This is a genomic window from Serratia ureilytica (assembly GCF_013375155.1).
Taxonomy (GTDB): Bacteria; Pseudomonadota; Gammaproteobacteria; order Enterobacterales; family Enterobacteriaceae; genus Serratia; species Serratia ureilytica.
Genome location: NZ_JABXOF010000010.1, coordinates 18,235 through 42,409, shown reverse-complemented (window position 1 = coordinate 42,409; position 24,175 = coordinate 18,235). Strand labels below are relative to the sequence as shown.

Annotated in this window: 23 protein-coding genes, 5 tRNA genes and 1 pseudogene; 15 read left to right on the top strand and 14 right to left on the bottom strand. The window is 56.4% G+C overall.

The features are described 5' to 3' along the window. Positions 1 to 241 precede the first annotated feature (241 nt). The 10 genes from csrA (at position 242) to luxS (ending at position 5,101) form a co-directional block, all read left to right on the top strand. Complete coding sequence (gene csrA / locus HWW83_RS18395) at positions 242 to 427, top strand: carbon storage regulator CsrA (RefSeq protein WP_004091602.1); 186 nt, start codon at positions 242 to 244, stop codon at positions 425 to 427. A 310-nt stretch (positions 428 to 737) separates the two neighbouring features. After that, positions 738 to 830, top strand: a tRNA-Ser gene (locus HWW83_RS18390). Positions 831 to 833: 3 nt separating this feature from the next. Then, positions 834 to 910, top strand: a tRNA-Arg gene (locus tag HWW83_RS18385). 61 nt (positions 911 to 971) lie between these two features. Continuing rightward, a tRNA-Arg gene (locus HWW83_RS18380) sits at positions 972 to 1,048 on the top strand. A 190-nt stretch (positions 1,049 to 1,238) separates the two neighbouring features. Beyond that, positions 1,239 to 1,315 (top strand) — tRNA-Arg (locus HWW83_RS18375). 75 nt (positions 1,316 to 1,390) lie between these two features. Next, positions 1,391 to 1,467 (top strand) — tRNA-Arg (locus HWW83_RS18370). Between the two features lie 315 nt (positions 1,468 to 1,782). Next, entirely contained in the window at positions 1,783 to 2,349 is a 567-nt protein-coding gene (gene yqaB, locus HWW83_RS18365) for a fructose-1-phosphate/6-phosphogluconate phosphatase (RefSeq protein ID WP_033641908.1), read from the top strand. Then, positions 2,346 to 2,774, top strand: coding sequence for a YqaA family protein (locus HWW83_RS18360; protein WP_004932520.1), 429 nt, complete (start codon positions 2,346 to 2,348; stop codon positions 2,772 to 2,774). The genes yqaB and HWW83_RS18360 overlap by 4 nt, the downstream gene beginning before the upstream one ends. 82 nt (positions 2,775 to 2,856) lie before the next feature. Then, entirely contained in the window at positions 2,857 to 4,419 is a 1,563-nt protein-coding gene (gshA, locus tag HWW83_RS18355) for a glutamate--cysteine ligase (protein WP_033641909.1), read from the top strand. A 166-nt stretch (positions 4,420 to 4,585) separates the two neighbouring features. Then, positions 4,586 to 5,101, top strand: a complete 516-nt coding sequence (luxS, locus tag HWW83_RS18350) for an S-ribosylhomocysteine lyase (protein WP_033641910.1) — start codon at positions 4,586 to 4,588, stop codon at positions 5,099 to 5,101. Positions 5,102 to 5,166: 65 nt separating this feature from the next. Here the strand turns inward: luxS and HWW83_RS18345 are convergent, their stop codons facing one another. Together HWW83_RS18345 and HWW83_RS18340 are read right to left on the bottom strand one after the other, a co-directional pair. Beyond that, positions 5,167 to 6,456, bottom strand: coding sequence for an HlyC/CorC family transporter (locus HWW83_RS18345; RefSeq protein ID WP_016929024.1), 1,290 nt, complete (start codon positions 6,454 to 6,456; stop codon positions 5,167 to 5,169). Between the two features lie 42 nt (positions 6,457 to 6,498). Beyond that, a complete protein-coding gene (locus tag HWW83_RS18340; protein ID WP_004932506.1) occupies positions 6,499 to 7,290 on the bottom strand; it encodes a cytochrome C assembly family protein in 792 nt (263 codons plus the stop codon). Between the two features lie 169 nt (positions 7,291 to 7,459). Here HWW83_RS18340 and ffh point away from each other — a divergent pair, with 169 nt between their 5' ends. From ffh to rplS, 5 genes are all read left to right on the top strand, one after another. Continuing rightward, positions 7,460 to 8,821, top strand: coding sequence for a signal recognition particle protein (gene ffh / locus HWW83_RS18335; protein ID WP_004932504.1), 1,362 nt, complete (start codon positions 7,460 to 7,462; stop codon positions 8,819 to 8,821). Between the two features lie 214 nt (positions 8,822 to 9,035). Next, entirely contained in the window at positions 9,036 to 9,284 is a 249-nt protein-coding gene (gene rpsP, locus HWW83_RS18330; RefSeq protein WP_004932501.1) for a 30S ribosomal protein S16, read from the top strand. An 18-nt stretch (positions 9,285 to 9,302) separates the two neighbouring features. Next, a complete protein-coding gene (gene rimM / locus HWW83_RS18325) occupies positions 9,303 to 9,851 on the top strand; it encodes a ribosome maturation factor RimM (protein WP_019455135.1) in 549 nt (182 codons plus the stop codon). A gap of 52 nt (positions 9,852 to 9,903) precedes the next feature. After that, positions 9,904 to 10,671, top strand: coding sequence for a tRNA (guanosine(37)-N1)-methyltransferase TrmD (gene trmD / locus HWW83_RS18320; RefSeq protein ID WP_033641911.1), 768 nt, complete (start codon positions 9,904 to 9,906; stop codon positions 10,669 to 10,671). A 48-nt stretch (positions 10,672 to 10,719) separates the two neighbouring features. After that, positions 10,720 to 11,076, top strand: coding sequence for a 50S ribosomal protein L19 (gene rplS / locus HWW83_RS18315; protein ID WP_015376707.1), 357 nt, complete (start codon positions 10,720 to 10,722; stop codon positions 11,074 to 11,076). A 143-nt stretch (positions 11,077 to 11,219) separates the two neighbouring features. Here the strand turns inward: rplS and HWW83_RS18310 are convergent, their stop codons facing one another. The 12 genes and pseudogenes from HWW83_RS18310 to HWW83_RS18255 all read right to left on the bottom strand — a co-directional run bounded on the left by HWW83_RS18310 (position 11,220) and on the right by HWW83_RS18255 (position 24,174). Beyond that, the gene (locus HWW83_RS18310) at positions 11,220 to 11,447 is read right to left on the bottom strand and encodes an ogr/Delta-like zinc finger family protein (RefSeq protein ID WP_033641912.1); all 228 of its coding nucleotides are present in this window, start codon (positions 11,445 to 11,447) and stop codon (positions 11,220 to 11,222) included. 89 nt (positions 11,448 to 11,536) lie between these two features. Beyond that, the gene (locus tag HWW83_RS18305; RefSeq protein WP_033641913.1) at positions 11,537 to 12,631 is read right to left on the bottom strand and encodes a phage late control D family protein; all 1,095 of its coding nucleotides are present in this window, start codon (positions 12,629 to 12,631) and stop codon (positions 11,537 to 11,539) included. Next, complete coding sequence (locus tag HWW83_RS18300; protein WP_033641914.1) at positions 12,628 to 13,101, bottom strand: phage tail protein; 474 nt, start codon at positions 13,099 to 13,101, stop codon at positions 12,628 to 12,630. Before HWW83_RS18300 ends, HWW83_RS18305 begins: the two co-directional genes overlap by 4 nt. 22 nt (positions 13,102 to 13,123) lie before the next feature. Beyond that, on the bottom strand, positions 13,124 to 15,217 hold the full coding sequence (locus HWW83_RS18295; RefSeq protein WP_176589469.1) for a phage tail tape measure protein: 2,094 nt from the start codon (positions 15,215 to 15,217) through the stop codon (positions 13,124 to 13,126). Continuing rightward, positions 15,210 to 15,332: a GpE family phage tail protein gene (locus tag HWW83_RS18290; protein ID WP_033641916.1), complete on the bottom strand. Its 123-nt coding sequence runs from the start codon at positions 15,330 to 15,332 to the stop codon at positions 15,210 to 15,212. The genes HWW83_RS18295 and HWW83_RS18290 overlap by 8 nt, the downstream gene beginning before the upstream one ends. Positions 15,333 to 15,364: 32 nt before the next feature. Then, the gene (locus HWW83_RS18285; protein WP_033641917.1) at positions 15,365 to 15,652 is read right to left on the bottom strand and encodes a phage tail assembly protein; all 288 of its coding nucleotides are present in this window, start codon (positions 15,650 to 15,652) and stop codon (positions 15,365 to 15,367) included. A gap of 64 nt (positions 15,653 to 15,716) precedes the next feature. Beyond that, a complete protein-coding gene (locus HWW83_RS18280; RefSeq protein WP_033641919.1) occupies positions 15,717 to 16,226 on the bottom strand; it encodes a phage major tail tube protein in 510 nt (169 codons plus the stop codon). Positions 16,227 to 16,238: 12 nt separating this feature from the next. Beyond that, positions 16,239 to 17,408, bottom strand: coding sequence for a phage tail sheath protein (locus HWW83_RS18275; RefSeq protein ID WP_033641920.1), 1,170 nt, complete (start codon positions 17,406 to 17,408; stop codon positions 16,239 to 16,241). Positions 17,409 to 17,548: 140 nt separating this feature from the next. Then, positions 17,549 to 18,106: a tail fiber assembly protein gene (locus tag HWW83_RS18270; protein WP_050594401.1), complete on the bottom strand. Its 558-nt coding sequence runs from the start codon at positions 18,104 to 18,106 to the stop codon at positions 17,549 to 17,551. After that, positions 18,106 to 19,983 (bottom strand): phage tail protein, encoded by a 1,878-nt coding sequence (locus HWW83_RS18265; protein WP_176589468.1) that lies wholly within the window; start codon positions 19,981 to 19,983, stop codon positions 18,106 to 18,108. The genes HWW83_RS18270 and HWW83_RS18265 overlap by 1 nt, the downstream gene beginning before the upstream one ends. 2,768 nt (positions 19,984 to 22,751) lie before the next feature. Continuing rightward, a pseudogene (locus tag HWW83_RS25800) lies at positions 22,752 to 23,273 on the bottom strand (phage tail protein I); the annotation flags it as partial. Further along, positions 23,266 to 24,174, bottom strand: a complete 909-nt coding sequence (locus HWW83_RS18255; RefSeq protein ID WP_033641923.1) for a baseplate assembly protein — start codon at positions 24,172 to 24,174, stop codon at positions 23,266 to 23,268. The pseudogene HWW83_RS25800 and the gene HWW83_RS18255, both read right to left, overlap by 8 nt. Between the last annotated feature and the right edge of the window lies 1 nt (position 24,175).

Sequence of the window (24,175 nt, the reverse complement as noted above, 5' to 3'; positions counted from 1 at the left end):
TAGCACGGACAAACGCCATAATACTTTGTTGATTATGGCGTTTTCATACTGTGCTAACACAATTTAGTTACAATTGCGGGAACAAAGTTTTTCTGGTCGGCTAAACTTACCATTATCTGAGGTGGGACCAAGTCTGCTTACACTTATTGTGGATTGCGCGGCTTACGTTTTCACCACATATGATGGATAATGACGGGGAAACTGAGAGACCCGACTCTTTTAATCTTTCAAGGAGCAAAGAATGTTAATTCTGACTCGTCGAGTTGGTGAAACCCTCATGATTGGCGATGAGGTTACGGTCACTGTGCTAGGGGTAAAAGGCAACCAGGTGCGTATTGGTGTGAACGCCCCCAAAGAGGTTTCAGTTCACCGTGAAGAAATCTATCAGCGCATTCAGGCAGAGAAGTCTCAGCAGACGACTTACTGATTCCGAAGCAGCGTCTCGTTGCCAGACGAGACGCTACTGCATCGTTTTACCCACTTCTTTCGTTCTCCCCTCTCTTTTTCGTGATTATTTTCCCGGTTAGTTTCCTGCTTTATTGCTGCAGACGTTGCGGTTGCCTGTTGATAAAACGCCCTTTTTGCCGTGAAATCGCCCATGTTGGGTGCGAATTGTGCAAACGCGCATGAGTTGGGAAAAATTGTTTGACTTAAAAGTCGGAGAAAGTAATATGTGCGCCACGCAGTGCCGATGAGCTTCTCCAAAGCAAGTTAGGCACAATTCGAAAGAAGCGTATGGTGAGGTGGCCGAGAGGCTGAAGGCGCTCCCCTGCTAAGGGAGTATGCGGTCAAAAGCTGCATCCGGGGTTCGAATCCCCGCCTCACCGCCATTTGCATCCGTAGCTCAGCTGGATAGAGTACTCGGCTACGAACCGAGCGGTCGGAGGTTCGAATCCTCCCGGATGCACCATATTTTGCAGTATGGTGGGGTAGTAACAACGTACCATACGGTATCAAAAAAGAATTCCTGTGCATCCGTAGCTCAGCTGGATAGAGTACTCGGCTACGAACCGAGCGGTCGGAGGTTCGAATCCTCCCGGATGCACCATTCTTAATCTCACTCGTCGCGAAGAGCAATCTCCAAGCGGGTGGAAGAAAAGAAAGTGTTACCAGGGAGGATAACGTTGCTTAAGCAACGGCCCGCAGGGTGAGGCGCTAGCGCCGAATCATCCTCCCGGATGCACCATTCTTCAAGTCTGGCTTTATTAGCAAAGCCGGCACGCGGTAAAAATAGTAATGCATCCGTAGCTCAGCTGGATAGAGTACTCGGCTACGAACCGAGCGGTCGGAGGTTCGAATCCTCCCGGATGCACCATCTAAGAGAAGCCCGCCTTAGCGGGTTTTTGCTTTTCTGTTATTCGTGAAACAGGCAAGCGGCAAAAACAGTCATGCATCCGTAGCTCAGCTGGATAGAGTACTCGGCTACGAACCGAGCGGTCGGAGGTTCGAATCCTCCCGGATGCACCATGTTTAACCTCCCGTATCGCGAAGAGAAATCGTCATGCGGGTGGTAAAAAGAAAGTGTCCTTGGGGAGGATAACGTTGCTTTAGCAACGGCCCGCAGGGTGAGGCGTTGGCGCCGAATCATCCTCCCGGATGCACCATCTAAGAGAAACCCGCTTTGGCGGGTTTTTCGCTTTTCAGCATTTAGCCATTCTCTCTTCACCCCTTTCCTTCTTTGCATCCGATCGATCACAGCACATTCCGCTATGACGCAGTCAGCGACAACCCAACGGCTTTACGCTAAAGTAGTTTTCTTTCCTCAACGATCATGGAGTAACGATGTACGACCGCTATCAGGGTCTTATTTTCGACATGGACGGCACGATTCTGGACACTGAGCCAACGCACCGTAAAGCGTGGCGCGAAGTGCTGTCCCGTTATGGCATGACGTTTGATGAAGCGGCCATGGTGGCGCTGAGCGGTTCACCGACCTGGCGCATCGCTCAGGCGATTATCGCCAGCCATCAGGCCGATCTCGATCCCCATCACCTGGCGGCGGAGAAAACGCGCGCGGTGGAAGCGATGCTGCTGGATAGCGTGCGTCCATTGCCATTGATCGAGGTGGTGAAGTCCTATCACGGCCGCCGTCCGATGGCGGTCGGCACCGGCAGCGAGCACCGCATGGCGGAAATGCTGCTGCGTCATCTCGGCCTGTTCAACTGCTTCGACGCGATCGTCGGTGCGGACGACGTGCAGCGCCATAAACCGGAGCCGGATACCTTCCTGCGCTGTGCCGAACTGATCGGCGTGCCGCCGGAAAAATGCGTGGTGTTTGAAGACGCCGAGTTTGGCATTCAGGCGGCGAAAAATGCCGGCATGGCTGTGGTAGACGTTCGTACGCTGTGAGTAGTACGCTAGCCGTAATATCGTTATTTGGCAGCAGCTTCCTCAGTGCGACGCTGCTGCCGGGAAATTCAGAAATCGTTCTGGTCGCCTTGCTGACCCAGAGTCGCGTCTCGCCGGAGTTGCTGGTGCTGGCCGCGACCCTGGGCAACACTCTTGGCGGGTTGACCAATGTCATTATCGGGCGCCTGTTACCGGCGTTGAAACCACAGCGGGGGCTGGCAACGGCGCTCGGGTGGCTGCAACGCTTTGGCCCGGCTGCGCTGTTGCTCAGCTGGGTGCCGGTGGTGGGCGATTTGTTGTGCGTGTTGGCAGGTTGGCTGCGCATGCCCTGGGGCTCTGTCGCGCTGTTTCTGTGTATCGGAAAGGCGCTGCGTTACATCGTTTTGGCTATGATAACGGTACAGGGCATCGCCTGGTGGCAGTAACCAAGTGAATATAACTCAATATTCTCTCGGGTGCGGATTCAGTATGCTTACGAGTTATTGTTTTTAGAAGCGGGAGGTCAATTTGATCCCGGACGTATCACAGGCGCTTTCTTGGTTGGAAGCCCATCCCCAGGCATTAAAAGGCATTCGTCGCGGCATCGAGCGTGAAACGCTGCGAGTCACGCCGAACGGCACCTTGGCGACCACCGGGCATCCGGAAAAGCTGGGGGCGGCATTGACGCACCACTGGATCACCACGGATTTCGCCGAGGCGCTGTTAGAGTTCATTACGCCGGTTGATGACAATATCGATCACTTGCTGACGTTCCTGCGCGATATTCATCGCTACGTGGCGCGCAACATTGGCGATGAGCGCATGTGGCCGCTCAGCATGCCGTGCTTTATCGAAGCCGAGCAGGACATCGAGCTGGCGCAGTTCGGTTCGTCGAACATCGGCCGCATGAAGACGCTGTACCGTGAAGGGCTGAAGAATCGCTATGGCGCGCTGATGCAGACCATTTCCGGCGTGCACTACAACTTCTCGCTGCCGCTGGAATTTTGGCAGGCCTGGGCCGGCGTGCAGGACGCAGAAAGCGGTAAAGAGCAGATCTCGGCCGGTTATTTCCGCCTGATCCGCAACTATTACCGTTTCGGCTGGGTGATCCCGTATCTGTTCGGCGCATCGCCGGCCATTTGTTCTTCGTTCCTCAAAGGGCGCGAGACCAATCTGCCGTTCGAGCGCACCGAGCAGGGGATGTGCTACCTGCCGTACGCCACTTCGCTGCGCCTGAGCGACTTGGGTTATACCAATAAATCGCAGAGTAATCTGGGCATCACCTTCAACGATCTGCACAGCTATGTGGCCGGTTTGAAGCGGGCGATCGCCACGCCTTCCGAAGAGTTCGCCAAGCTGGGCGTGAAAGAGGGCGATCGCTACCTGCAGCTGAACAGCAACGTTCTGCAAATCGAGAACGAGCTGTATGCGCCGATCCGGCCAAAGCGCGTGACCCAAAGCGGCGAGACGCCGTCGGACGCGCTGCTGCGCGGCGGTATCGAATACATTGAAGTGCGTTCGCTGGACATCAACCCATTCTCGCCGATCGGCGTGGATGCGGTGCAGGCGCGTTTCCTGGATCTGTTCCTGGTGTGGTGCGCGCTGGCGGATGCGCCGGAGATGAGCAGCGATGAGCTGCTGTGCACGCGCAAGAACTGGAACCGGGTGATCCTCGAAGGGCGCAAGCCGGGCCAGACCATCGGCATCGGCTGTGGCGCCAGCCATGAGCCGCTGGAGAAAGTCGGCAAGGCGCTGTTCGCCGATCTGCGTCGGGTGGCGGAAGTGCTGGACGGCGAAGCCGGCGATCGTCAATACCAGCAGGTGTGCGATGAGCTGGTCGCCGCGTTTGACGATCCCGAGTTGACCTTCTCCGCGCGCATTCTCAAGGCCATGAAGGCGGAAGGCACCGGGCGCGTCGGTTTGCAGCTGGCGGAGCAGTATCGCCAGACATTGCTGGAAGAACCGTTGGAAATCCTGAACGAAGCCGAGCTGGATAAAGAGCGGGAAGCCTCGTGGCAGCGTCAACGCGACATAGAAGCCAATGATACGCTAAGCTTTGAAGCGTTCCTGAAGCAAAACGGCGGAAGCTGAAAAAGAAAAAGGCCACATCAATGTGGCCAAATATGCATCTCTGATGACAGGGATGATGATAACAAATGCGCGTCTTTCACATACTCAGACTCGCAGGGTTGGAAAAGGTTTCCCGGTTAGGAAAAAAAGTTTCGAAATAAATGCTCTTTTACGAGGAGGTAGCGAAATGCCATTGCTGGATAGCTTTACCGTCGATCATACCCGTATGGCAGCTCCGGCTGTCCGCGTTGCAAAAACCATGAAAACGCCTCATGGCGATACCATCACGGTGTTTGATCTGCGCTTTTGCCGCCCGAACCTGGAAGTGATGCCCGAGCGCGGCATTCACACGCTGGAGCACCTGTTCGCCGGCTTTATGCGTGACCACCTGAACGGCCAGGGCGTGGAAATTATCGACATCTCCCCGATGGGCTGTCGCACCGGTTTCTACATGAGCCTGATCGGCGTGCCGGAAGAGCAGCGCGTTGCCGATGCCTGGAAAGCGGCGATGGCCGACGTGCTGAAAGTGACCGACCAGCGCAAGATCCCTGAGCTTAACGAGTACCAGTGCGGCACCTACCATATGCACTCGCTGGAAGAAGCGCAGGAAATCGCCAAGCACATTCTGGATCACGGCGTGGTGGTGAACCACAACGACGAGCTGGCGCTGCCGAAAGAGAAGCTGCAGGAACTGCATATCTAGTCGTGCGTGGCCCGCAAAATAAAAAAAGACGCGATTTCGCGTCTTTTTTACGTTCTGGCCGAGGACTAATGATGGCCGACGCTGGACTGCAGCGAGGTGATCGGCGTGACCCGCACCTGTTTAATCATGTTGCCCTGCACGTCGAGGATGTCGATATCGTAATGACCGATGCGCACCCGGGTGCCGATTTCGGGGATCTCTTCCAGCTCTTCCAGCAGCATGCCGTTGACGGTGCGAGCCTCGTTGGCCGGCAAGGTCCAGTTGAAGGCCTTGTTCAGCTCGCGCACGTTGGCGGTGCCGTCGATCAAGACCGAACCGTCGCTCTGCGGCGTGACTTCTTCCGCCAGCGTGGGTGACATCGAGGTGGTGAAATCGCCCACGATCTCCTCGAGGATGTCTTCCACCGTGACCAGGCCCTGAATGTCGCCGTACTCGTCGACCACGATGCCGACCTTCTCTTTGTTGCGCTGGAATTTCACCAGCTGCACGTTGAGCGGCGTGCCTTCCGGAACGAAATAGATCTCATCGGCGGCGCGCAGCAGGTTCTCTTTGTTGAACTCTTTTTTCTCGGTCATCAGGCGGTAGGCTTCGCGCACGCGCAGCATGCCGATCGCATCGTCCAGCGAGCTGCGATACAGCACGATGCGGCCGTGCGGCGAGTGGGTCAGCTGGCGCATGATCGACTTCCAGTCGTCGTTGACGTCGATGCCGACGATCTCGGTGCGCGGCACCATGATGTCGTTGACCGTCACCTTTTCCAGATCCAGCACCGAAATCAGCATGTCCTGATTGCGGCGGGAGATCTGCGACTGGGATTCGCGCACGATGGTGCGCAGCTCATCCTTGCTGACGGCGTCGCTGATGCGCACGTTGGTGCGAATGCCGAACAGGCGCAAGGTCAGGCTGGTGATGCCGTTGAGCAGCCAGACCAGCGGGAACATCACCTTTTGCAACGGGGCCAGCAGGACGCTGCTGGGGAAGGCGATGCGTTCCGGATAGAGTGCGGCGAAGGTCTTCGGCAGCACTTCGGCGAACAGCAGCACGGCGAAAGTCAGTATGCCGGTCGCAATCGCCACGCCGAGATCGCCATACAGCCGCATGCCGACGATGGTCGCCAGCGCCGAAGCGAGGATGTTGACCAGGTTGTTGCCGATCAGCACCAGGCCGATCAGCCGATCCGGTTTTTGCAGCAGCTTCTCGACCCGACGCGCCGAGCGGTTGCCCTGTTTGGACAGGTGACGCAGGCGATAACGGTTGAGCGTCATCATGCCGGTCTCGGAGGCGGAGAAGTAAGCGGAGACCACGATCATGATCACCAGGATAATGATGAGGGTCCCCGTCGACACATGCTCCAATGCAGTATTCCTTATAGAGAGGGAGAATTGAGCCAGGCTGGCCTAGCGCACCATCACCTGCTGAATCAGACGGCTGCCGAAGTAGGCGAGCGTCAGCAGGAAGGCGCCGGCGAAGCTGAACCAGACGACGCGGCGGCCGCGCCAGCCCTCATGGTAGTGGCCCCACAACAGCACGATATACACGAACCAGGCCATGATCGACAGCACGGCTTTATGCACGTTCTCTTTGCTGAACAGATTATCCATGTACAGCAGGCCGGTGCACAGGGTGAGCGTCAGCAGCACCACGCCGATCTGGGTGATATGGAACATCTTGCGCTCAATGCTCATCAGCGGCGGCATGTCGGCGCTGAAGGTCAGCTTCTTGTTTTTCAAAAGGTAGTCGAGCCAGGCGAGCTGCAATGCATAGAGCGCGGCGATGATCAGGGTGGCGTAAGAGAACAGCGCCAGGCCGATATGCACCATCAGTTCCGGGCTGGCCTCCAGGTGAGTGATGAACTCGCCGGGCATAAAGCTGGCGAAGGCCAGGTTGATCATCGCAAAGCTGTAGACGATTGGCAGCAGGAACCAGCCGCGATCGCGCGAAGCGACGAAGGTCATCACCGAGCAGATGATCAGGCTGACGATGGAACCAATGTTCAGCAGGCTGAGATTCTGCCCGGCGCTGACGTCAAAGATGCGCTGCTGCAGCGCGATGGCGTGGCAAATCAGCGCCACCACCGCCGAGACGAGGGCAAGCCGACGGTATGCGCTGTTCTTCCGCAACAAACTGGGAATGATCAGTCCAAGGCTGAGCAGGTAGGCCATCAAAGCCACAATGGAGAAAACTGGCATAGCGTTTAATTTTGCTTCGGCGTGGTTAATTGGAGTGTCAGTATAACGTTGCGCGCGTTTCACTCCAACCTATCTCCAACGCTGAGGCAGAGATCCTGCTCGCTTCGTGTTATCATCGGCGCAATTGTGTCGCCGGAGCGGCCTGTCATTACACGTTGAGCATGAGACGATGTTTGAAAATTTAACCGATCGATTGTCGCGCACGTTGCGCAATATCAGCGGCCGCGGGCGGCTGACCGAAGAAAATATCAAGGAAACCCTGCGTGAAGTGCGTATGGCATTGCTGGAAGCGGACGTTGCGCTGCCGGTGGTGCGCGACTTCATCAACCGCGTAAAAGAGAGCGCGGTTGGCCATGAAGTCAACAAGAGCCTGACGCCGGGGCAGGAGTTCGTCAAGATCGTCAAGGGTGAGCTGATCGCCGCGATGGGCGAAGTCAACACCGAGCTGAATCTGGCGGCTCAGCCGCCGGCGGTGGTGCTGATGGCGGGCCTGCAGGGCGCCGGTAAAACCACCAGCGTCGGTAAGCTCGGCAAGTTCCTGAAAGAAAAACAGAAGAAGAAAGTGTTGGTGGTTTCCGCGGACGTTTATCGCCCGGCGGCGATCAAACAGCTGGAAACGCTGGCGGAAGGTGTCGGCATCGATTTCTTCCCGTCCGACGTCAAAGAAAAACCGATCGACATCGTCAACCGCGCGTTGCAGCAGGCCAAGCTGAAGTTCTATGACGTACTGATCGTCGATACCGCCGGCCGTCTGCACGTTGACGAAGCGATGATGGACGAGATCAAACAAGTGCACGCGGCCATCAAGCCGGTGGAAACCCTGTTCGTGGTCGACGCCATGACCGGCCAGGACGCCGCCAATACCGCCAAGGCGTTTAACGAAGCGCTGCCGCTGACCGGCGTGGTGCTGACCAAGGTCGACGGCGATGCGCGCGGCGGTGCGGCGTTGTCCATCCGCCACATCACCGGCAAGCCGATCAAGTTCCTCGGCGTCGGCGAGAAGACCGAAGCGCTGGAGCCGTTCTATCCGGATCGCGTGGCGTCACGCATCCTGGGCATGGGCGACGTGCTGTCGCTGATCGAAGATATCGAAAGCAAGGTCGACCGCGAGCAGGCGGAGAAACTGGCCAACAAGCTGAAGAAGGGCGACGGTTTCGATCTGACCGACTTCCTGGAGCAGCTCAAGCAGATGCGCAACATGGGCGGCATGGCCAATATGCTGAGCAAGCTGCCGGGCGCGGGCCAGCTGCCGGATAACGTCAAGTCGCAGATGGACGACAAAGTGTTGGTGCGCATGGAGGCGATCATCAACTCGATGACGCTGAAAGAGCGTGCCAAACCGGAAATCATCAAGGGCTCGCGCAAGCGCCGCATCGCGATGGGGGCCGGCATGCAGGTGCAGGACGTCAACCGCTTGCTGAAGCAGTTCGACGAAATGCAGCGTATGATGAAGAAGATGAAGAAAGGCGGTATGGCGAAGATGATGCGCGGCATGAAAGGTATGATGCCGCCGGGCTTCCCTGGCCGCTGACGGGCCTCCGCACGCCGAGTGCGGGCGCTTTCAGCATTCGCCGTTCGCGGTGAAAACCGCCCGAAATTTGACAGGCTGCAAAAGTTGTCCCCTGCGATCGACGCTTTAGATTGCTTTTTGCGCCAAAATGAGTAAAATTTTCGGGCTTTTTATATTGCAACCGGGCCCCGTCCCTCAATGGGGCCCGGCTGTTTTATTAACTAAAGAGGATGTTATGGTAACAATTCGTTTGGCACGTGGCGGCGCTAAAAAGCGTCCGTTCTATCAAGTAGTAGTGACCGACAGCCGCAACGCTCGTGATGGTCGTTTCATCGAGCGCGTAGGCTTCTTCAACCCGATCGCTTCCGGTCAGGCTGAAGCACTGCGTCTGGACCTGGACCGCATCGAGCACTGGGTTGGTCTGGGTGCAACCGTTTCTGATCGCGTTCACGCGCTGATCAAAGACGCTAAGAAAGCAGCTTAATCTGTCGCGGTGGTGGCAATGAGCAAGCAACTCAAACCGGTAGCGCCTAAGCAGCCGATTGTACTCGGTAAAATGGGGTCCGCTTACGGCATTCGTGGTTGGCTCAGAGTGTTTTCATCCACCGAGAACGCCGAAAGCATTTTTGACTATCAGCCGTGGTTTATCCAGCAGGCGGGTCAGTGGCAGCATATCGAGTTGGAAGACTGGAAGCGCCACAGTCAGGATCTGATCATCAAAGTCAAAGGCATTGACGATCGGGACGCGGCGAATCTGCTGACTAATCGCGAGATTATGGTGGATTCTGAGCAACTTCCTCCGCTGGAGGGTGACGATTACTACTGGAAAGACCTGATGGGCTGCCAGGTAGTCACCACCGCCGGCTACGAGCTGGGTAAAGTCATCGATATGATGGAAACCGGCTCGAACGATGTGATGGTTGTGAAAGCGAACCTGAAAGATGCGTTCGGCATGAAGGAGCGGTTGATTCCGTTTCTTCATGGGCAGGTTATCAAGAAAGTCGATCTCACTGCCCGCGTGATTGAGGCAGATTGGGATCCTGGTTTTTGACCCCCGGATCAAACGGTCGAAGCAAGTGGAATAACGGTAAGGGGATTGGCTTGTGTTCATCGGTATTGTAAGCCTGTTTCCTGAGATGTTCCGCGCTATCACCGATTACGGGGTGACTGGCCGGGCAGTAAAAAATGGCCTGCTGAGCGTGCAGTGTTGGAGTCCTCGCGACTTCACCTACGACCGGCATCGTACCGTGGACGATCGCCCTTACGGCGGCGGCCCGGGAATGCTGATGATGGTGCAACCTTTACGGGAAGCCATTCATGCGGCGAAAGCAGCGGCAGGCGAGGGAGCAAAGGTGATTTATCTGTCACCTCAGGGGCGCAAGCTGGATCAAACCGGCGTGTGCGAACTGGCGGCCAATCAGAAGATGATTCTGGTGTGCGGCCGTTACGAAGGGATAGACGAGCGCGTAATCCAAACCGAAATTGACGAAGAATGGTCAATCGGCGATTACGTTCTCAGCGGCGGGGAACTGCCGGCGATGACCCTGATTGATTCAGTCGCCCGTTTCATACCGGGTGTGCTGGGCCATCAGGCCTCAGCGGAGGAAGACTCCTTCGCCGACGGATTGCTGGACTGCCCGCACTATACCCGCCCCGAGGTGTTGGAAGGAATGGAAGTACCGCCGGTTCTGCTGTCGGGCAACCATGCCGAGATACGTCGCTGGCGCTTAAAGCAGTCGCTGGGCCGAACCTGGCTTAGAAGACCTGAACTTCTAGAAAGCCTAGCTCTGACTGACGAGCAAGCGGTGTTGCTGGCTGAGTTCCAACGGGAACATCAGACCAGGCAACAGGACTATGAAGGAAACGTCTGACATCAGACGGGACCGATATATCAGTTTACCTAGGGTAAGAGACATATTATGAGCAACATTATTAAGCAACTTGAACAAGAGCAGATGAAACAAGACGTACCTGCATTCCGTCCGGGTGATTCCGTGGAAGTGAAGGTATGGGTCGTTGAAGGTAGCAAAAAACGTCTGCAGGCATTCGAGGGCGTGGTTATCGCTATCCGTAACCGCGGTCTGCACTCTGCATTCACTGTTCGTAAGATTTCCAACGGCGAAGGTGTTGAGCGTGTATTCCAGACTCACTCCCCAGTAATCGACAGCATTACTGTTAAACGTCGTGGTGCCGTTCGTAAAGCTAAACTGTACTACCTGCGTGAACGTACTGGTAAGGCTGCTCGTATCAAAGAGCGTCTGAACCGCGTTAACTAACGCTGCATCCAAAAGTTAATAGTTATCAGGGGTTGGCCTATGCCAACCCCTTTTTTTATCTTAAAACCTCGGCAGGTTGCATTTGCGAGATTTCGTCTGCGCACCGCCAACATAATAAAGCCTGCATAAGCAGGCTTTTTGCATTACAGCGCCGCGGCGCTTTGTTTCTGCTGACTCTCCGGCGGGTGAGGCTGCGCCGGGATAATGTCATCGCCAGGTTTGACGATCACCCGCGCGACGGACTCGTGCGTGGCGAACGTGCAGCTGCAATTGATGTTGCGGCATTGATGGTAACGCTCTTTGGTCGACTCGCTCAGATAGCGGCTGGAGCGAGTGTGGGCCACGTGACCGCATAATGGACAGTGCATCATAGTTGAATCCCTCGTTCTGCTACATCAGGTTATATGACTTATAATAGCTCATTAACTCGCAAAAGCAAGATTAAGATGCAAATGAATTATCACCCCTCCGTGATTGCAAACTCCATGCGTTGAGTCAGTACATCTAATGCGAGGCTGGTGGAGAAACCTCGATCATTCAGCGTGTGAACGACTTGACTAATGATCCAAGGTTGTCTGTCGATAACCTCTTTGAATCCACTCAGGTGGATCGGCGTTTCTGGACTGAGATCAGGCCGGCCGACGGCGAGGTTTATGGAAAATTGCACATTCCCTTGTTGAATGTTTGCCCACCTCGCTTTTGCCGCACGCATTGCGCTTTCTTTGTTCGCGTAGAGCGTCGGCAGGGTAAAAACGTTATTGCTTTCACCTGCCAGATAGCTTGAAGCCGCATTTTCATCTGTGGTATTCCCTTCCTCACGTTGTACTGTCATCTGCTGTTGCCTGGCATGCTGAGTATCTTGCCATTTGGCAATAACGCCGGTGTAAGCGTTCCGATCGGCCACATTGAAGTAGTGCTGGTCGCCATCGCTGCGTTCCAAAGTCAGTGACGGCAGAGGTTTGCCCGAGATGCTTAGACCGGAACCTGGGACCAGAAACAGCAGGCGTTCATTTTTAATGGCGGCGACGGCACCATTCATGGTCGCCAGCCGGGTAAGAAAGGCGACATCCGTTTCCTGAGACTGATCTATATGCGTGATTTTGATCTCTGCCAGTCCTGCCGCCAGCGTATGCCCCATCCGGTTACGGTTGGCCACTTCGTTGACGATGTCACCAAGGGTGCGATCGTGATAGGAATGATCTCGCGCCACGTTCATCGAGTTTCGAAAGTCGACGCTGCGGGCCCGAATGACGAGTTTATCCGGTGCGCCACGATGTTCGATTTCATCAACGATAAACTTGCCTTTGTCGATCAAGGCTTGTCCTTTCCAGCCGAGCTTCACGGTGAGCGTTTGGCCGCGTTTGGGCATGGCGATTTGCCCATCCGCATCGTCGAGCTCAAGATCCAATCGATCCGCGGTAAAACCGCGATTATCGGTTAACGTCAATGAGAGCAGACGGTGGCGGAAAGCCTCCGTGATGTCCGCTTGCTGTAAAAACAGGGCATAGTCTGGCGCAATGAGCGCGCCAATAGGGACGGGGGTTTGCGTGATCACGGCAGCATCTCCCCGAGCCGCGCCGCAGCCTGACCTGCTTTATCGGCAAGGTCAGAGGCTTGTTGGCGCAGATCGCCGAACATGGCGATCAGCGATTCATCAACGCGCATCAGATTGATCGTAAACTCTATCTGTCGCGCGCTGCCGTTCGAGAAAAGCTGGGTTTTCGTGTCGACTATGCTTTCAATGACATACATCCCATGAATAGTTCCATTGCCCTCGATCAGCGGCCAGGCTCTGCCTTGGGCAGCCATGAGCTGAAGCGCCATCAATGATAATGTCCCTCCGGTTACTTCCGGTACCAAGACTCCCGTCAGCGTTATTTTCTCATTGTCTACTCCCAGAAACTGCGCGGCAGGGCGCTGGCCGATGCGCGGCAGGGTCGGCCAGCGGTAATTGGCGCTGCGTTGCATGCTTTGATAAGGCACGGTTTTCAACATAAAAACAAACATGCCGAGGGTCAGCATCATCATATTTCTCCTATTCGCGAGATTAACTCATCCGACTGCGGGCGTTTGCCGCTTGGCGATGAGCAAGCAATTCAAATTGCCGCGCGACTTCGCGGCCGATGTCTTGTTCATTCTGACCGGCGCCGGCAGTGATGTTGATAGTGACCGACGGAACCTGGATTTGGGTTACCAGCGAACCTGCTACCGGTGAGGCCGGCATTACAGGCGCGCTGAGCGACAGTAAAGCCGCCGACATGGCGGCCGTATGGCGGCGGCCGGTCACTTGAACGGGGCCGCTGACCAACTCAGGACCGTTTTCGCCTACAATGCCGAATTGTCCGGCAGGAATGTCTCCCCCGCGATCGAACTTGCCGGCAAACCAGGCGCTGCCGTTTTCGGCATTGCCAGAGGTGCCGCTCTTATCGCCAAATTGCATCCAGTCGGGAAGATATTCGGTCAATGAAGTCAGTTGTTTTATCCAGCCATCAATGGTGTCTGAAATGTAATTCTTCAGCGCCTCACACCCTGCCGATATCTGCTCCCAAAGGTGGCTAAAGAAGGGGCCGACCTTGTCCCAGTTTTCAATCAGGGTGAAAGCGGCAAGCGCAACCAGGCCGACAATGGCCAGCAGCGGGTTGGCCATCGCTATACGCCCCAGCCACATCATGGCTTGCCCGGCCTTTAGGATCGCGCCGCTGATAATAGAGAACCCTGAGAGTACCTGGGTGGCGACCAGGCTGACGCCGCTGAGGCCGCCGAGCAATAACGTGAGCCCACCGGCGACCTGCAGCAAGGTGCCGGCTAACGCCGGATTATTGGTTATCCAGGTATTCAGTTTTACCAGCCACTCTGTCGCCGTTTGGGTCAGTTCCCGCAGGGCTGCGTTTTGGCCGGTAAACAAGTTGATTCTCAGGCTATCCCATGAGGCAAAAAGCTTTTGGATATCACCCTCTATATTGTCGCCTTTGACGGTGACCAAGTGCTGCGCTGAGCCGGCAACCTGGTTGGCCTGGAGTTTTTCTCTGCCCAAAGGCGCAATCTGTTGCGCCGCACTGAAGATATCGGCACCTGTTGTGGCTTTACTTTTCATGGCTGCACCAACGGCCCGAACATCCATGCCATATTGATTGCTGGCCAGCGCCAATACATCGGCAATACGATCGAATTGATCGGGGCCCAGATTGAAGCTGCGCTGCATTTCCGTCATCGTTGCGACGGTTTCGTTGACGCTGCTGCCTGTCGCGGCGGAGAGTGTCAGTGCGGCGGGCGAAGCCGTTAAAATTTCCTTGGCATTCAACCCTTGTTTTGCCAGCGCTGTTTGCGCTTGTAGGGCTTGATCCGGGGTATAACCGGATTGGCTCATACCGCGAGCCTGCTGCTCGAGAGTCGTGAGCTGCGGATCGGACTTGCCCAGATTCAGCTGTGCCCGCAGTTGAGAAAGCTGTTTTTCAAATTCGATTCCCGGCGCCAGCAGGTTAGCTCCCCCTATGGCGGCACTTTTGGCGACAGAAAAGCCTGCGCTGCTGGTGTTGCGTAATTTTTCCAGCTTGTCGAGGCGCGCTTGATTGCCTGCCTGTGCGGATCGATAGCGCTCCTGCGCTATCGATTGCCGTTGTTCTTTTAGGGTAACGATAGCGGCGCCGGCATTAATTCTGCCGTCACGCAGATTTTTGCGCTCATTGCCGAGCGATTGTAGATTAATCCCTTGCTGGGTAAGATGATGGCGCTGGCTTTTATCGATTGCGGCGAGGAGATCACGTTTCTTTTCCAGGGCATTTATCGTCTCCGCGACCTGCGCAATCTCTTTGTTCATAAATCGGGAACGCTGGCTTGGCTCGCGATCTTTCGTCAGCATTGCCAGCGCGGCGGATTTTTTGCGCGACGCTGCCAGCAACTTATTGGTCTCAGCCAGCGACTGGTTCGTCTTTTGGAAAGCGTCGATGTCATTTTCCTGCCGACGCAGATGTTTGACTTTTTTCTCTGCTCGTTGGATATCCTGTCCCAGACTGTTGTACAGGTTTTTATCCCCGGTGGGCCTGCGCAACTGCCTCATCAGTTCTTTGCTCTGCTTGGCTATCGCTTGAAGCCCGATGACAATCTCGTTTTGTGACTCCAGCTCCTGTCTGCTGTTACTCATCTGTTTTTACTCCACTACGTTGCAGCGCTCTGTGGCGCCAGCCGATCAGCTCCGCCAGCGTCATGCCGTTCATTTCTGACGGCGGCCAGTGGAAAATCACCGCGATATCCGCCATCAGGTCATCTACTGTCAGAGTAGGATCGACCGTTACTCGGCCGATGTCGGCGACAAAAAACCGATCACCTGGCCGGCCAGCGCAATCAGGTCAGGCAGTTCCAAACGGGCACACTCTTCCTTGGTCAGGTTCGGGTAGGTGACCCGAGGCAGAATAGTGATCAACGCATCGACATCGGCGTTGGCCAGCGCGGCCAGACCGATGCCGCGCAGGCTGCCGGCATTCGGCTTGGTCACTTGCACGCGAGTGATTTCGCTATCGCCACGTTTAATCGGAGTATTCAGGACGACGGTGTTTTCCTGGGATGCATTCAGTTCCATGGGGTATCCAGTTTTCAGTCGGAAAAAGGGGGCCAGCGCGGGGCTGGCCGTTTGAGGTGAAAAATTACAGGCCGATGGCGCGGCGGTGCGCTGCCAGCAGATCTACGCCGTCGACTTTTTCGATCATGTTGACGGTATCGATCTCGATCAGCTCTTTGCCGTCGATGCTCAACTTGAAGTAAGTGCAGTCGGTGGAAACTTTGGTTTCGGTATCTTCACCCTGCTTGAAGTCGCCGCTGTCGATCTCTTTATGACGGCCGCGCATCACCACTTCGAGCGCAGAGACGTCGCCGGTATCGTCGCGTTGGAAAGAGCCGGTAAAGCGCAGCGGTACCGCATCGACGCGGCCCCATTGCTTGAGCACCAGTTCGTCAATGCCGCCCATGGTCCATTCCACCACCAGCGCATCGTCGTCCAGGCCGAAGTCCACCGAGGCTGCGCCGCTCATGCCGCCGCCGCGGAATTTTTCCAGCTTGCGTGTCAGTTTCGGCAGCGTCATTGAGGAAACCACGCCCATGTAGTTGAAGCCGTCGTTAAACAGGTTCAGGTATTTCAGTTTTTTTGGCAGTGCCATGCTTCAGTCTCCTTAGCTGTTCACGGATGCGGCGAAGTTCGCCAGGTAGCGATCGGTAATGCGCTGACGCAGAGTCAGATCCTCCAGCGGCGGTACCGGGGTGTAGTCGTAATCGATAAACAGCTTGCCGGCCTTCAGGGTCTCTTTGTCGTTGGCGCTTTCGTCATACCAGCAGTCACCGTCGATGATCAGACCGGCGGATTTCAGTTCGCGGAACTTGGCCTTGATGCCGTCGATCATGTCGCGGATCAGCGTCGGGGTAAGCGGACGGTCAACCGCCCACAGATGAGCTTCGGCCAAGGTGTCGGCCAATACCTGCGCGGTGCGGGTATAGTTTTCAAACTGGAACAGCGGTTCGTCGGAGCAGGTGCGAGATCCCCAGAACTTGAAGCCATCTTTGCGGATCAGGGTGGTGACGCAACCTTCATTCAGCAGATCGGCGTCGGTGCCTGCGGTTTGCAGATCCCAAAATACGCTGGCCGAGATACCGCTCACACCGTTGACGCCGACGTTGGATAAGGTTTTATGCCAGCCGGTCTCCTGGTCGATCTTGGCACGCAGCCCCAGTGCACGAGCGGTGGCGAAGGCGATGTCGCTGCTGTTGGTGGTGGTATTCCAGTTGATGAAGTCCGGCCAAATCAGCATCAGTTCGCGCTGGCTGAAGTTGGCGCGATATTTGATGGCGTCGGACACGGTTTTACAGCCGTAAGCGCTGATATAGCCGAAAGCGCGCAGCTGCTGGCAGATGCCGGCCAACGCGGTCGCCACTTCCTGATTATCATGGCCCGGTACGCCCAGAATGCGTGGTTTCACGCCCAGCTCGGCCTGAGCGGCCAGCAGCGCTTTCATGCCGGTGTACTTACCGTTTTCATCGGCGCCACCGATGATATTGGACGTGGTTTCGGCCTCGTCTTTCCCTTCCGCCACGCGTACCACGACGGTTACCGGCTTAGTCTGCTCGGCGATCGCCAGCAGCGAACGCGCCAGCGTCCCTTTTTTACCTGCTTTGCCGCTGGCGGCCAGGACGTCGGTAATCAGCACCGGGGTGTTGAGAGGAAACAGGGTTGCATCGGCATCTTCTGCGGTACAAACCATGCCGACAATGGCCGTCGAGACGGTGGAAATTACGCGGGTGCCTTCGTTGATTTCGAGGACACGCACGCCGTGGTGATAGTCACCCATAGCATTACTCCGTTTGTGGTTGGTGATGACAGCATGCCTGTTGGGAGGTGGTGCCGCATCTCATTCGGGGTGTGGGATAACTGGTACAACAGCAGGAAAAATAAAGAAAAAAAACGCCCCGGGCGGGGCGTTGAACGACGTTATTGCGGTGGTTGCGGCCAGTCGATATCCGGGGCCGCTTCGGGATCGACCCGATTAAGCAATACGCGGTAGGTTTTCCAGCGGGTCAGCAGCCGCAGTTCCTCTTCGCTCGCCATTCCCAGATCAGTAGCGTCGTTAAGCGTTTCTATCTGCAGCGAACTTTGCTTAATCAACTCTTGTTTTTTATTGGCGGCCTGTTGCCGTAGCTCCTGAGTTGAATACGATCTTGGTATGATGTTTTCTCCATCAAAAATCCAGCGGCCGTTGATATCAGCGCCTTCCGGCAAGTTTTCGACCTCCGCCACACTCATATTTTCTGGGAAAAATCCGGAAACGTCATAATGGCCTTCGGCATTCGGTTTCGCGGTGATTGAACGAATGATCCCGTCCTTGTCATACATCAGTTTTACCGTCTCAGGACGGAAGCTTTTTTGACATTCATACCAGTCTTCCCCGGCATCGGATTTTAAAAACAAAACACCGTGCGAGGCGGCCAGCTGTTTCTGTTCTACCGTTTCCGGCGCGGCGAGGGTAAAGTTTTTCATGTTATTCATCATTATACGCTCCAGACGGTAACCCAATTGCCACCAATGTGTTTTTGCAGCGGACGACGGAAAATTACGTCGATGTATTCATCCACGTTGTTGTTTGCTGCGCCGGTCAGGACATAACCCGCGCTATCCGAATAGCCGGGGCCTCGCCAGGTAGCGATACTTTCCACATTACCCAGGCGAACATCCCGCACAAAGTTGTGATTGAGATAGTTGCTTAAATAGCCTCCCCAAATGCCGCCGTTAATATTGCCGTCTGTTTGATAAGCGGCACCTGCAGCAAATAAGGTGCCGTTCGCGCGGAGTTCACCGTTATTACGGAAGCTGAACCAGCCATCGGCCCCGCCGTTGGCAACATGGATACCGAACTCATGGTGGCTCCCGACCTTCTCATAGTGGTAAAGATCGACGAGCAGATTACCTTGCCCCTGTAGACGCATACCGTTTGTTTGGCGATTGCCGTCGGGATGAGTAAGATTTCCTTGTTTAGTAATAAAATCAGAACTATAAAAAGCGGCCATACCGTTGATATTGGCCTTTCCGCCTATCCAGGCATCACCCGTCGCGCTCAGCTTGCCATTGACGTAATATTCATTGCCGTGAAAGGCTAAGGTGCCTTTGTTGTCATTGATGAGTCTGACATCGAAGTCACCGTTGCTATTGCCGTAATGAAAATCCAGATAGGGGGTGGTACCGAACAGCTCGACACCGGCTTTTGTGGTCAACGCTCCGGCGATGGTTACGCTGCCATTTACGGCTAAAGAGGGTGTAGTGAGGCCGGATTTACTCTCAATCGCTCCATTGACCGTTAAAGCGCCGGTAATGGTATCGCCGCTCTGTTTGACGAACTTCCCGTCGGCTTCCGCCTTGCTGTAGGCGTCGACGTCTGTGGCCGTCGGTTTAAAGCCGGTAGTGTAAATTCGGTACCAGTTCAGCGGTTTGTCAGGGGTCGTGGACGTGCCGATGTAAGATGATCCATTAGGCTGGATCGCCAGATAGCCGCTGGAAGGGCCGCCGTCACACGGCAGGTTCAAGACGCCATAAACACCGCCGCCCGGCGCATTTTTCGATGCACCCGTAACCCGATAGATTTCGCCACGGTTGCTCAGAGTGTCTTCGCGATGTATCGGGCCCCCCCCCAAACCGAACGCGCCCACCTCCATCAGGTTGGTTTTTTGCGCGCCGACGTTGCGTGTGGCGGCAGTACCCAGCTCCAGGTTGCCGCGCGCGACGGACTTGTTTGGCAGGTCTTTCAGGTTCGCCGCGATTTTCAGCGAGGCATCGTTAACCGCTTTGACGGCTTTCGGGGTAGCGGCCAGCGTTTCGCTACCGCTATTGCTGTCGTTGCTCAATTGAGTGAAACCCTTTGCCAGCAAGGTGGCGTCAGGATGATTGCGCGAGCGGGCATGTTCGGCAATGGCTGCACTCAGCGTATCGCGCGAGACCAGTAAGGCGGTCTTGTCTGCGACGATCGCCGCATTGGCGTCGCCTTTTACCAGAAGCACCATGCGCACGACCTGGGTGCGGCCGGCACCTTCGGTCAACTGCGGCTTGTAGGTGTCGGGCGTATTGGCGATCGCCACCAGCACGCCGTTTTTGTCATACAGCCCCAGCTCGCGGATCCACCAACCGCCAACGTCCTCCGGGATCACTTGTTCAGCGATCACTTGGTTGCTGTTGCCGGTATCTATCTGCAGTGAATTCAGCTCGGCGCGCCGTTTTTCGTTCACCAGCTTGGTCTGGCTTTCATCGGGCTGCGTTGGCGAACCGCCGCCGTCGCCGACCGCCATATGCGTAATTTCCAGCTTTTGGCCGGTTGCTGCAGCGTTAGCCAGCAGCGCTTTGCCCTGTTCGGTGAGCAGGGCGCGGTATTTTGCTGTCATGGTGTGGTTCTCTTCTGTTTGCCGGCCGGGTAGGTAAGGCCGTTTTTATACATCACATACAGACTCAATCCGCGCAGGATCTCGCCTGACCAAAAGCCGAAGAACATGCCGTTATCGGTGCCGAGACGCGGCGCGGGCGACCAGCCGCCGTCCATCACGTCACCGGTGGAGAGGTAATGTCTTTGTAATTCCGTAACGCATTGTTCGATAAAGTGTTCGAGGCCCTCAATTTCACTGCCGGCCATTCTTGCCAGCACCGCGCCAGCCAGCCACAGGCCGCACATGTGGCCGGTAAAATCCTGTGCATCGGGCTGCGGCAGGCCGGCCATCGGGAAATCGGTCGGCGTGACACCGCCGGCGTCATTGGTAAAATCAATCAGCCAGCGCAGCCAGTTTTCGACATATTCCACCAGCTTGAGCGGTGGCGTTTTGCTCGCCTGCTGTAACTCGAGCCAGGCGCGCGCGGCACCGAAGAAGGCGCGTGGCTGATAGCCGGACCAGGCCGTGCCGTCACCCCAGTGATACATGGTCCAGGTATCCGCCGGACCGTAACTCAGATTGTCCCAACGGTTCCAGATATAGGCCGATGCGCTGGGGCCCAGCACGCCGAATTGCTGCTGATACCACTGCTGCGACTGCCACAGAAACTCGACCATGTTGTTGAGCATCACCCCGTCGGGATCGGCGGCGGCGTGCACGAAAATGAACGGGTACTGGTAGCCCGGATAAGGCATGCCGTGCCAACCATCGAACTGTTGGCTGTCCGCCTGATAAATGTTGGAGAACGGCATGACGCCCGGCGTACAGAACAGGCCGTCGCGGCGGTGATTCAGGAGGGTGCAGTCTCCCAACAGCGCGGTGTAGGGGTGTGCCGCCTGGAACGTGATGCGATAGCGGATCGTGTAGCCGTCATCGGCGTTGAGCGTTGGTGGAATGTCGTTCAGTACGTAGTAGCTGAACGTGGCGTCCGGTACATTTCCGTCTTGCAGAATGGTTACTTGCTTGACGCGGCTGAAGCGAGGTGCAGCCGGTTTGGGCTCGACATCCTGATGGTCCGGCTGATAGCCGCTCAGCGTAGCCGCTTGCGGGGCGAAATTTGCGATTTGCCATTTGCCGCCGGTGGCGGGCAGCATCCAATACCAGCGCCATTTGTCATCATCTTCGAGCCGCAGGTTGAAGTCGGCGTCCGCGCGATAGACCAACTGCGTAACGGGGAAACTTTCCTCTGCGGTCAACCAGGCGCCGATCACCATACCTGCGTCGTCATTGGGGAAACGGGCTTGGATCACTGTCGCGCTGCGGCTGTCGTAAACCTGTTCCTCAAATTGGCTGGCGATCGCGCAACCGCCGTAGTCGGTCACTGCGCGCAGATCGGCCAGCAGATAGTCGCTGCCGTCTTCTTTCGTCAGCGCCGCCAGGCTGCTGAGCGCGATGTCGTAAGTTTTTACCTGAGGTTGGAGCGACTGCGGCAGACCGATGCCCCATTCCGTGGTGCTCGCCGCGTTTTTTTCCGGTGCTATAGACAGCTGTATTTTGCAGGAGATCGGCTGATTCTGATCGTCGACGCCGCCAAAGCAGGTGCGGATTTTTGACTGGCGATTAATGCGGAACCAGATTGCCTGTTGTTCCAGCGATTGTTGCGATGCTATCTCTTTGCGAATGGTGATCATGCCTTCGGCGCTGCGGCCGTAGCTTACCGGCGCACCGGAAGGGTATGACCAATCGTAGGAGATGCCGTCGGTAAACGGCGTATTGGCGCTGCGGCTCTGGCGAAAGAACTTATCCTGCGCATCAATATCGGTATATTCCATCGCGGTGAATTCAACGCTTTTCCAGGCGTTGAAATAGCGCTGCTCGCCGGTGATGCTGTGTAGCAGATAGCAGGCGTCGGCAAACCACAGCTCGGCATCGGCCGCGTTGCCCATGGCGTTGTGCGGGACCGGCACATGCAGCGGACGGTTATGCTGTACCTGATTGCGTTCGATTAACACGCCGCCGTGTTCGACCGGTTGGCGATTGGCGAAATTCAGCTTGTGATTGCCGCCGAGCGTGGCGTCTTTTAATTGCACCGTACCGATTTGTTCAGCGGGCAGCCCTTTGGCCAGGATCTCGCCGTCGGCGCCGATCTGGTAACCCTGCCAATTGATGATCCAGTCCACGTCATAGCGTGTACCGTCGTTATTCCAGTCGATTTCACCGGCGGCATTGAGCGCGCGCACCTGGGCGTTGACGGCATCCCAGGCCAGCGCGCCGTCGAAGGCGAAAGTAGCGATATCGAGATATTCACCCCAGTAGGGCGCGCCGTGAGGGATCTGCGTACGGCCCTTGTTGAACGTTAGCGGAATACCTTTGAAACCGCTATGCGTCGGATCCCTCGTATCGACCGGCCAATTGGCGGGCACTGGCTCTTTGGCGTTGACGATCCAGTTGGCGATCCAGCGTTGAGGGCTGTCAGGGATCGGCGCACCGTCGTAAAAGTAGGTCACATAGGCGTCAAAACAGGCGATGGCCTGATCCAAATATTTTTGTTCTCCGGTCGCCAGATACGCATGGGCATAGCCAAGGATCTGCAGAGCCTGTCCTTCGGTGGTGGCGTCGTTAGGCAGCCCCGCCATGCGCGACAGCTCGCGTTCATGACGGGAATCGGCCAAAACATGTTCGTCGTTGAACACGAAGTGTTGCTGAGTCGAGTCCAGCGTGGTGCCGGTATTGCGTTGCAAGAATTGGTAATGTCCCTCCAGCATTTGCAGGGCGAGACTGGCATAGTCGGGGTACACGGTAGTAAGCTCTCCATCATATTGACCGCCGGCGACGTCGATTGCGCCAGCGGCTTCGAGGTTCAGCGCCAGGCCTGTCAGATGGCGGCTGACCGGCTTGGCATCGGCGATCATCCGCTCCATTTCCAGATACATCTCTTCGGTGATACCGTTCTCCAACACGCCGATATCCAGCGTGAAGGTGCCGGGCTCACCGTTGGTTTCCCACCACTCGCGCAGTTTGATCAGGTAACCCAACGGTTCCACCACACGGCGAATAGCGCCGATGGTGCCCTTGTGACGGTGGATGAAGAAAGCGGCGGCTACGACGCTGCGTTTGGCATCTTCCGTCCAGGTTTCATCCCAATGATCGACCGAGAAGGCCCAGGCCAGGTACGGCAGCAGATTGACCGGACAGGTGGCTGGATCCCACAGATCGCGCAGCGGCACCGGCATGGCGGCCAGTTCGGCACAGGCGGCCGCAGCCGCGACCTCCAGCGGGGAAGAGCCGACCGGCAGCAGACGGTTACTCATCGGAGCCTCCCACCGTCAGACGATAAGAAGCGCAATGTGACGCCTGGGTTTTGTCCAATACGATGTCGGCCTGCGGGGTCTTCAATTCAACGCGTTGCACCCCTTCGGCATGCAGTGCGGCGTAGATTGCCGACAAGCGAATGTCACGGCCTAAACGGTGCTGGGCGCTGATGTAATTTTTCAGTTTGGCTTCGGCAGCGCGACGTACCGGTTCTGCTTCAGGGCCAGGGTAGAGGTACAGTACGGCATCGATGTTGTAGCTGATGATGTTGGCAGAGCGGACGGTGACGCGATCGGCCACCGGGCGCACATCTTCATCGTTCAACGCTTTATCGACGATCGCCACCAGTTCGGCGCTGGCGGTACCGTCTCCTTCGCGTGACAGTACGGAAATCAGCACGTTGGCCGGACTCGGACTTATTGCGGAAACGTCGGCGACCCGGCCATCGGCGGAACGACCGTGATACTCGTAAGAGCCACTGGATCCAGCCACGCTTAAGCCTTCGAATGCCTGTTGGATGCGCACGCGGAAATCGCTATCCGATTCCATGACCGCCGGCAAGGGCGGGATGACGCTGTCATCCGGCTGTTGCACCACCAGGCGTCGCACCTGGAAGTTTGCGCCCAGTTGGTCGAGGTCGCTGCCGCTGGCATAACCCAGCATCACGGCCTTTGCGGCTTCATTCACGCGCTGGCGTAACAGCAGTTCGCGGTAAGCATTTTCTTGCAACAGTTTGACGATCGGCTCCGATTCCAGCGCCAATGTGCGGGCGATGGCTTCGCGCTGCTCTTCCGGATAAAGGGAAATCAGCGTGGCCTTGCGATCGGCCAGCAGCGATTCGTAATCGAGAGGATCCACCACCGTCGGGGCGGGTAATAAACTCAGGTCAATGGTTGCCATG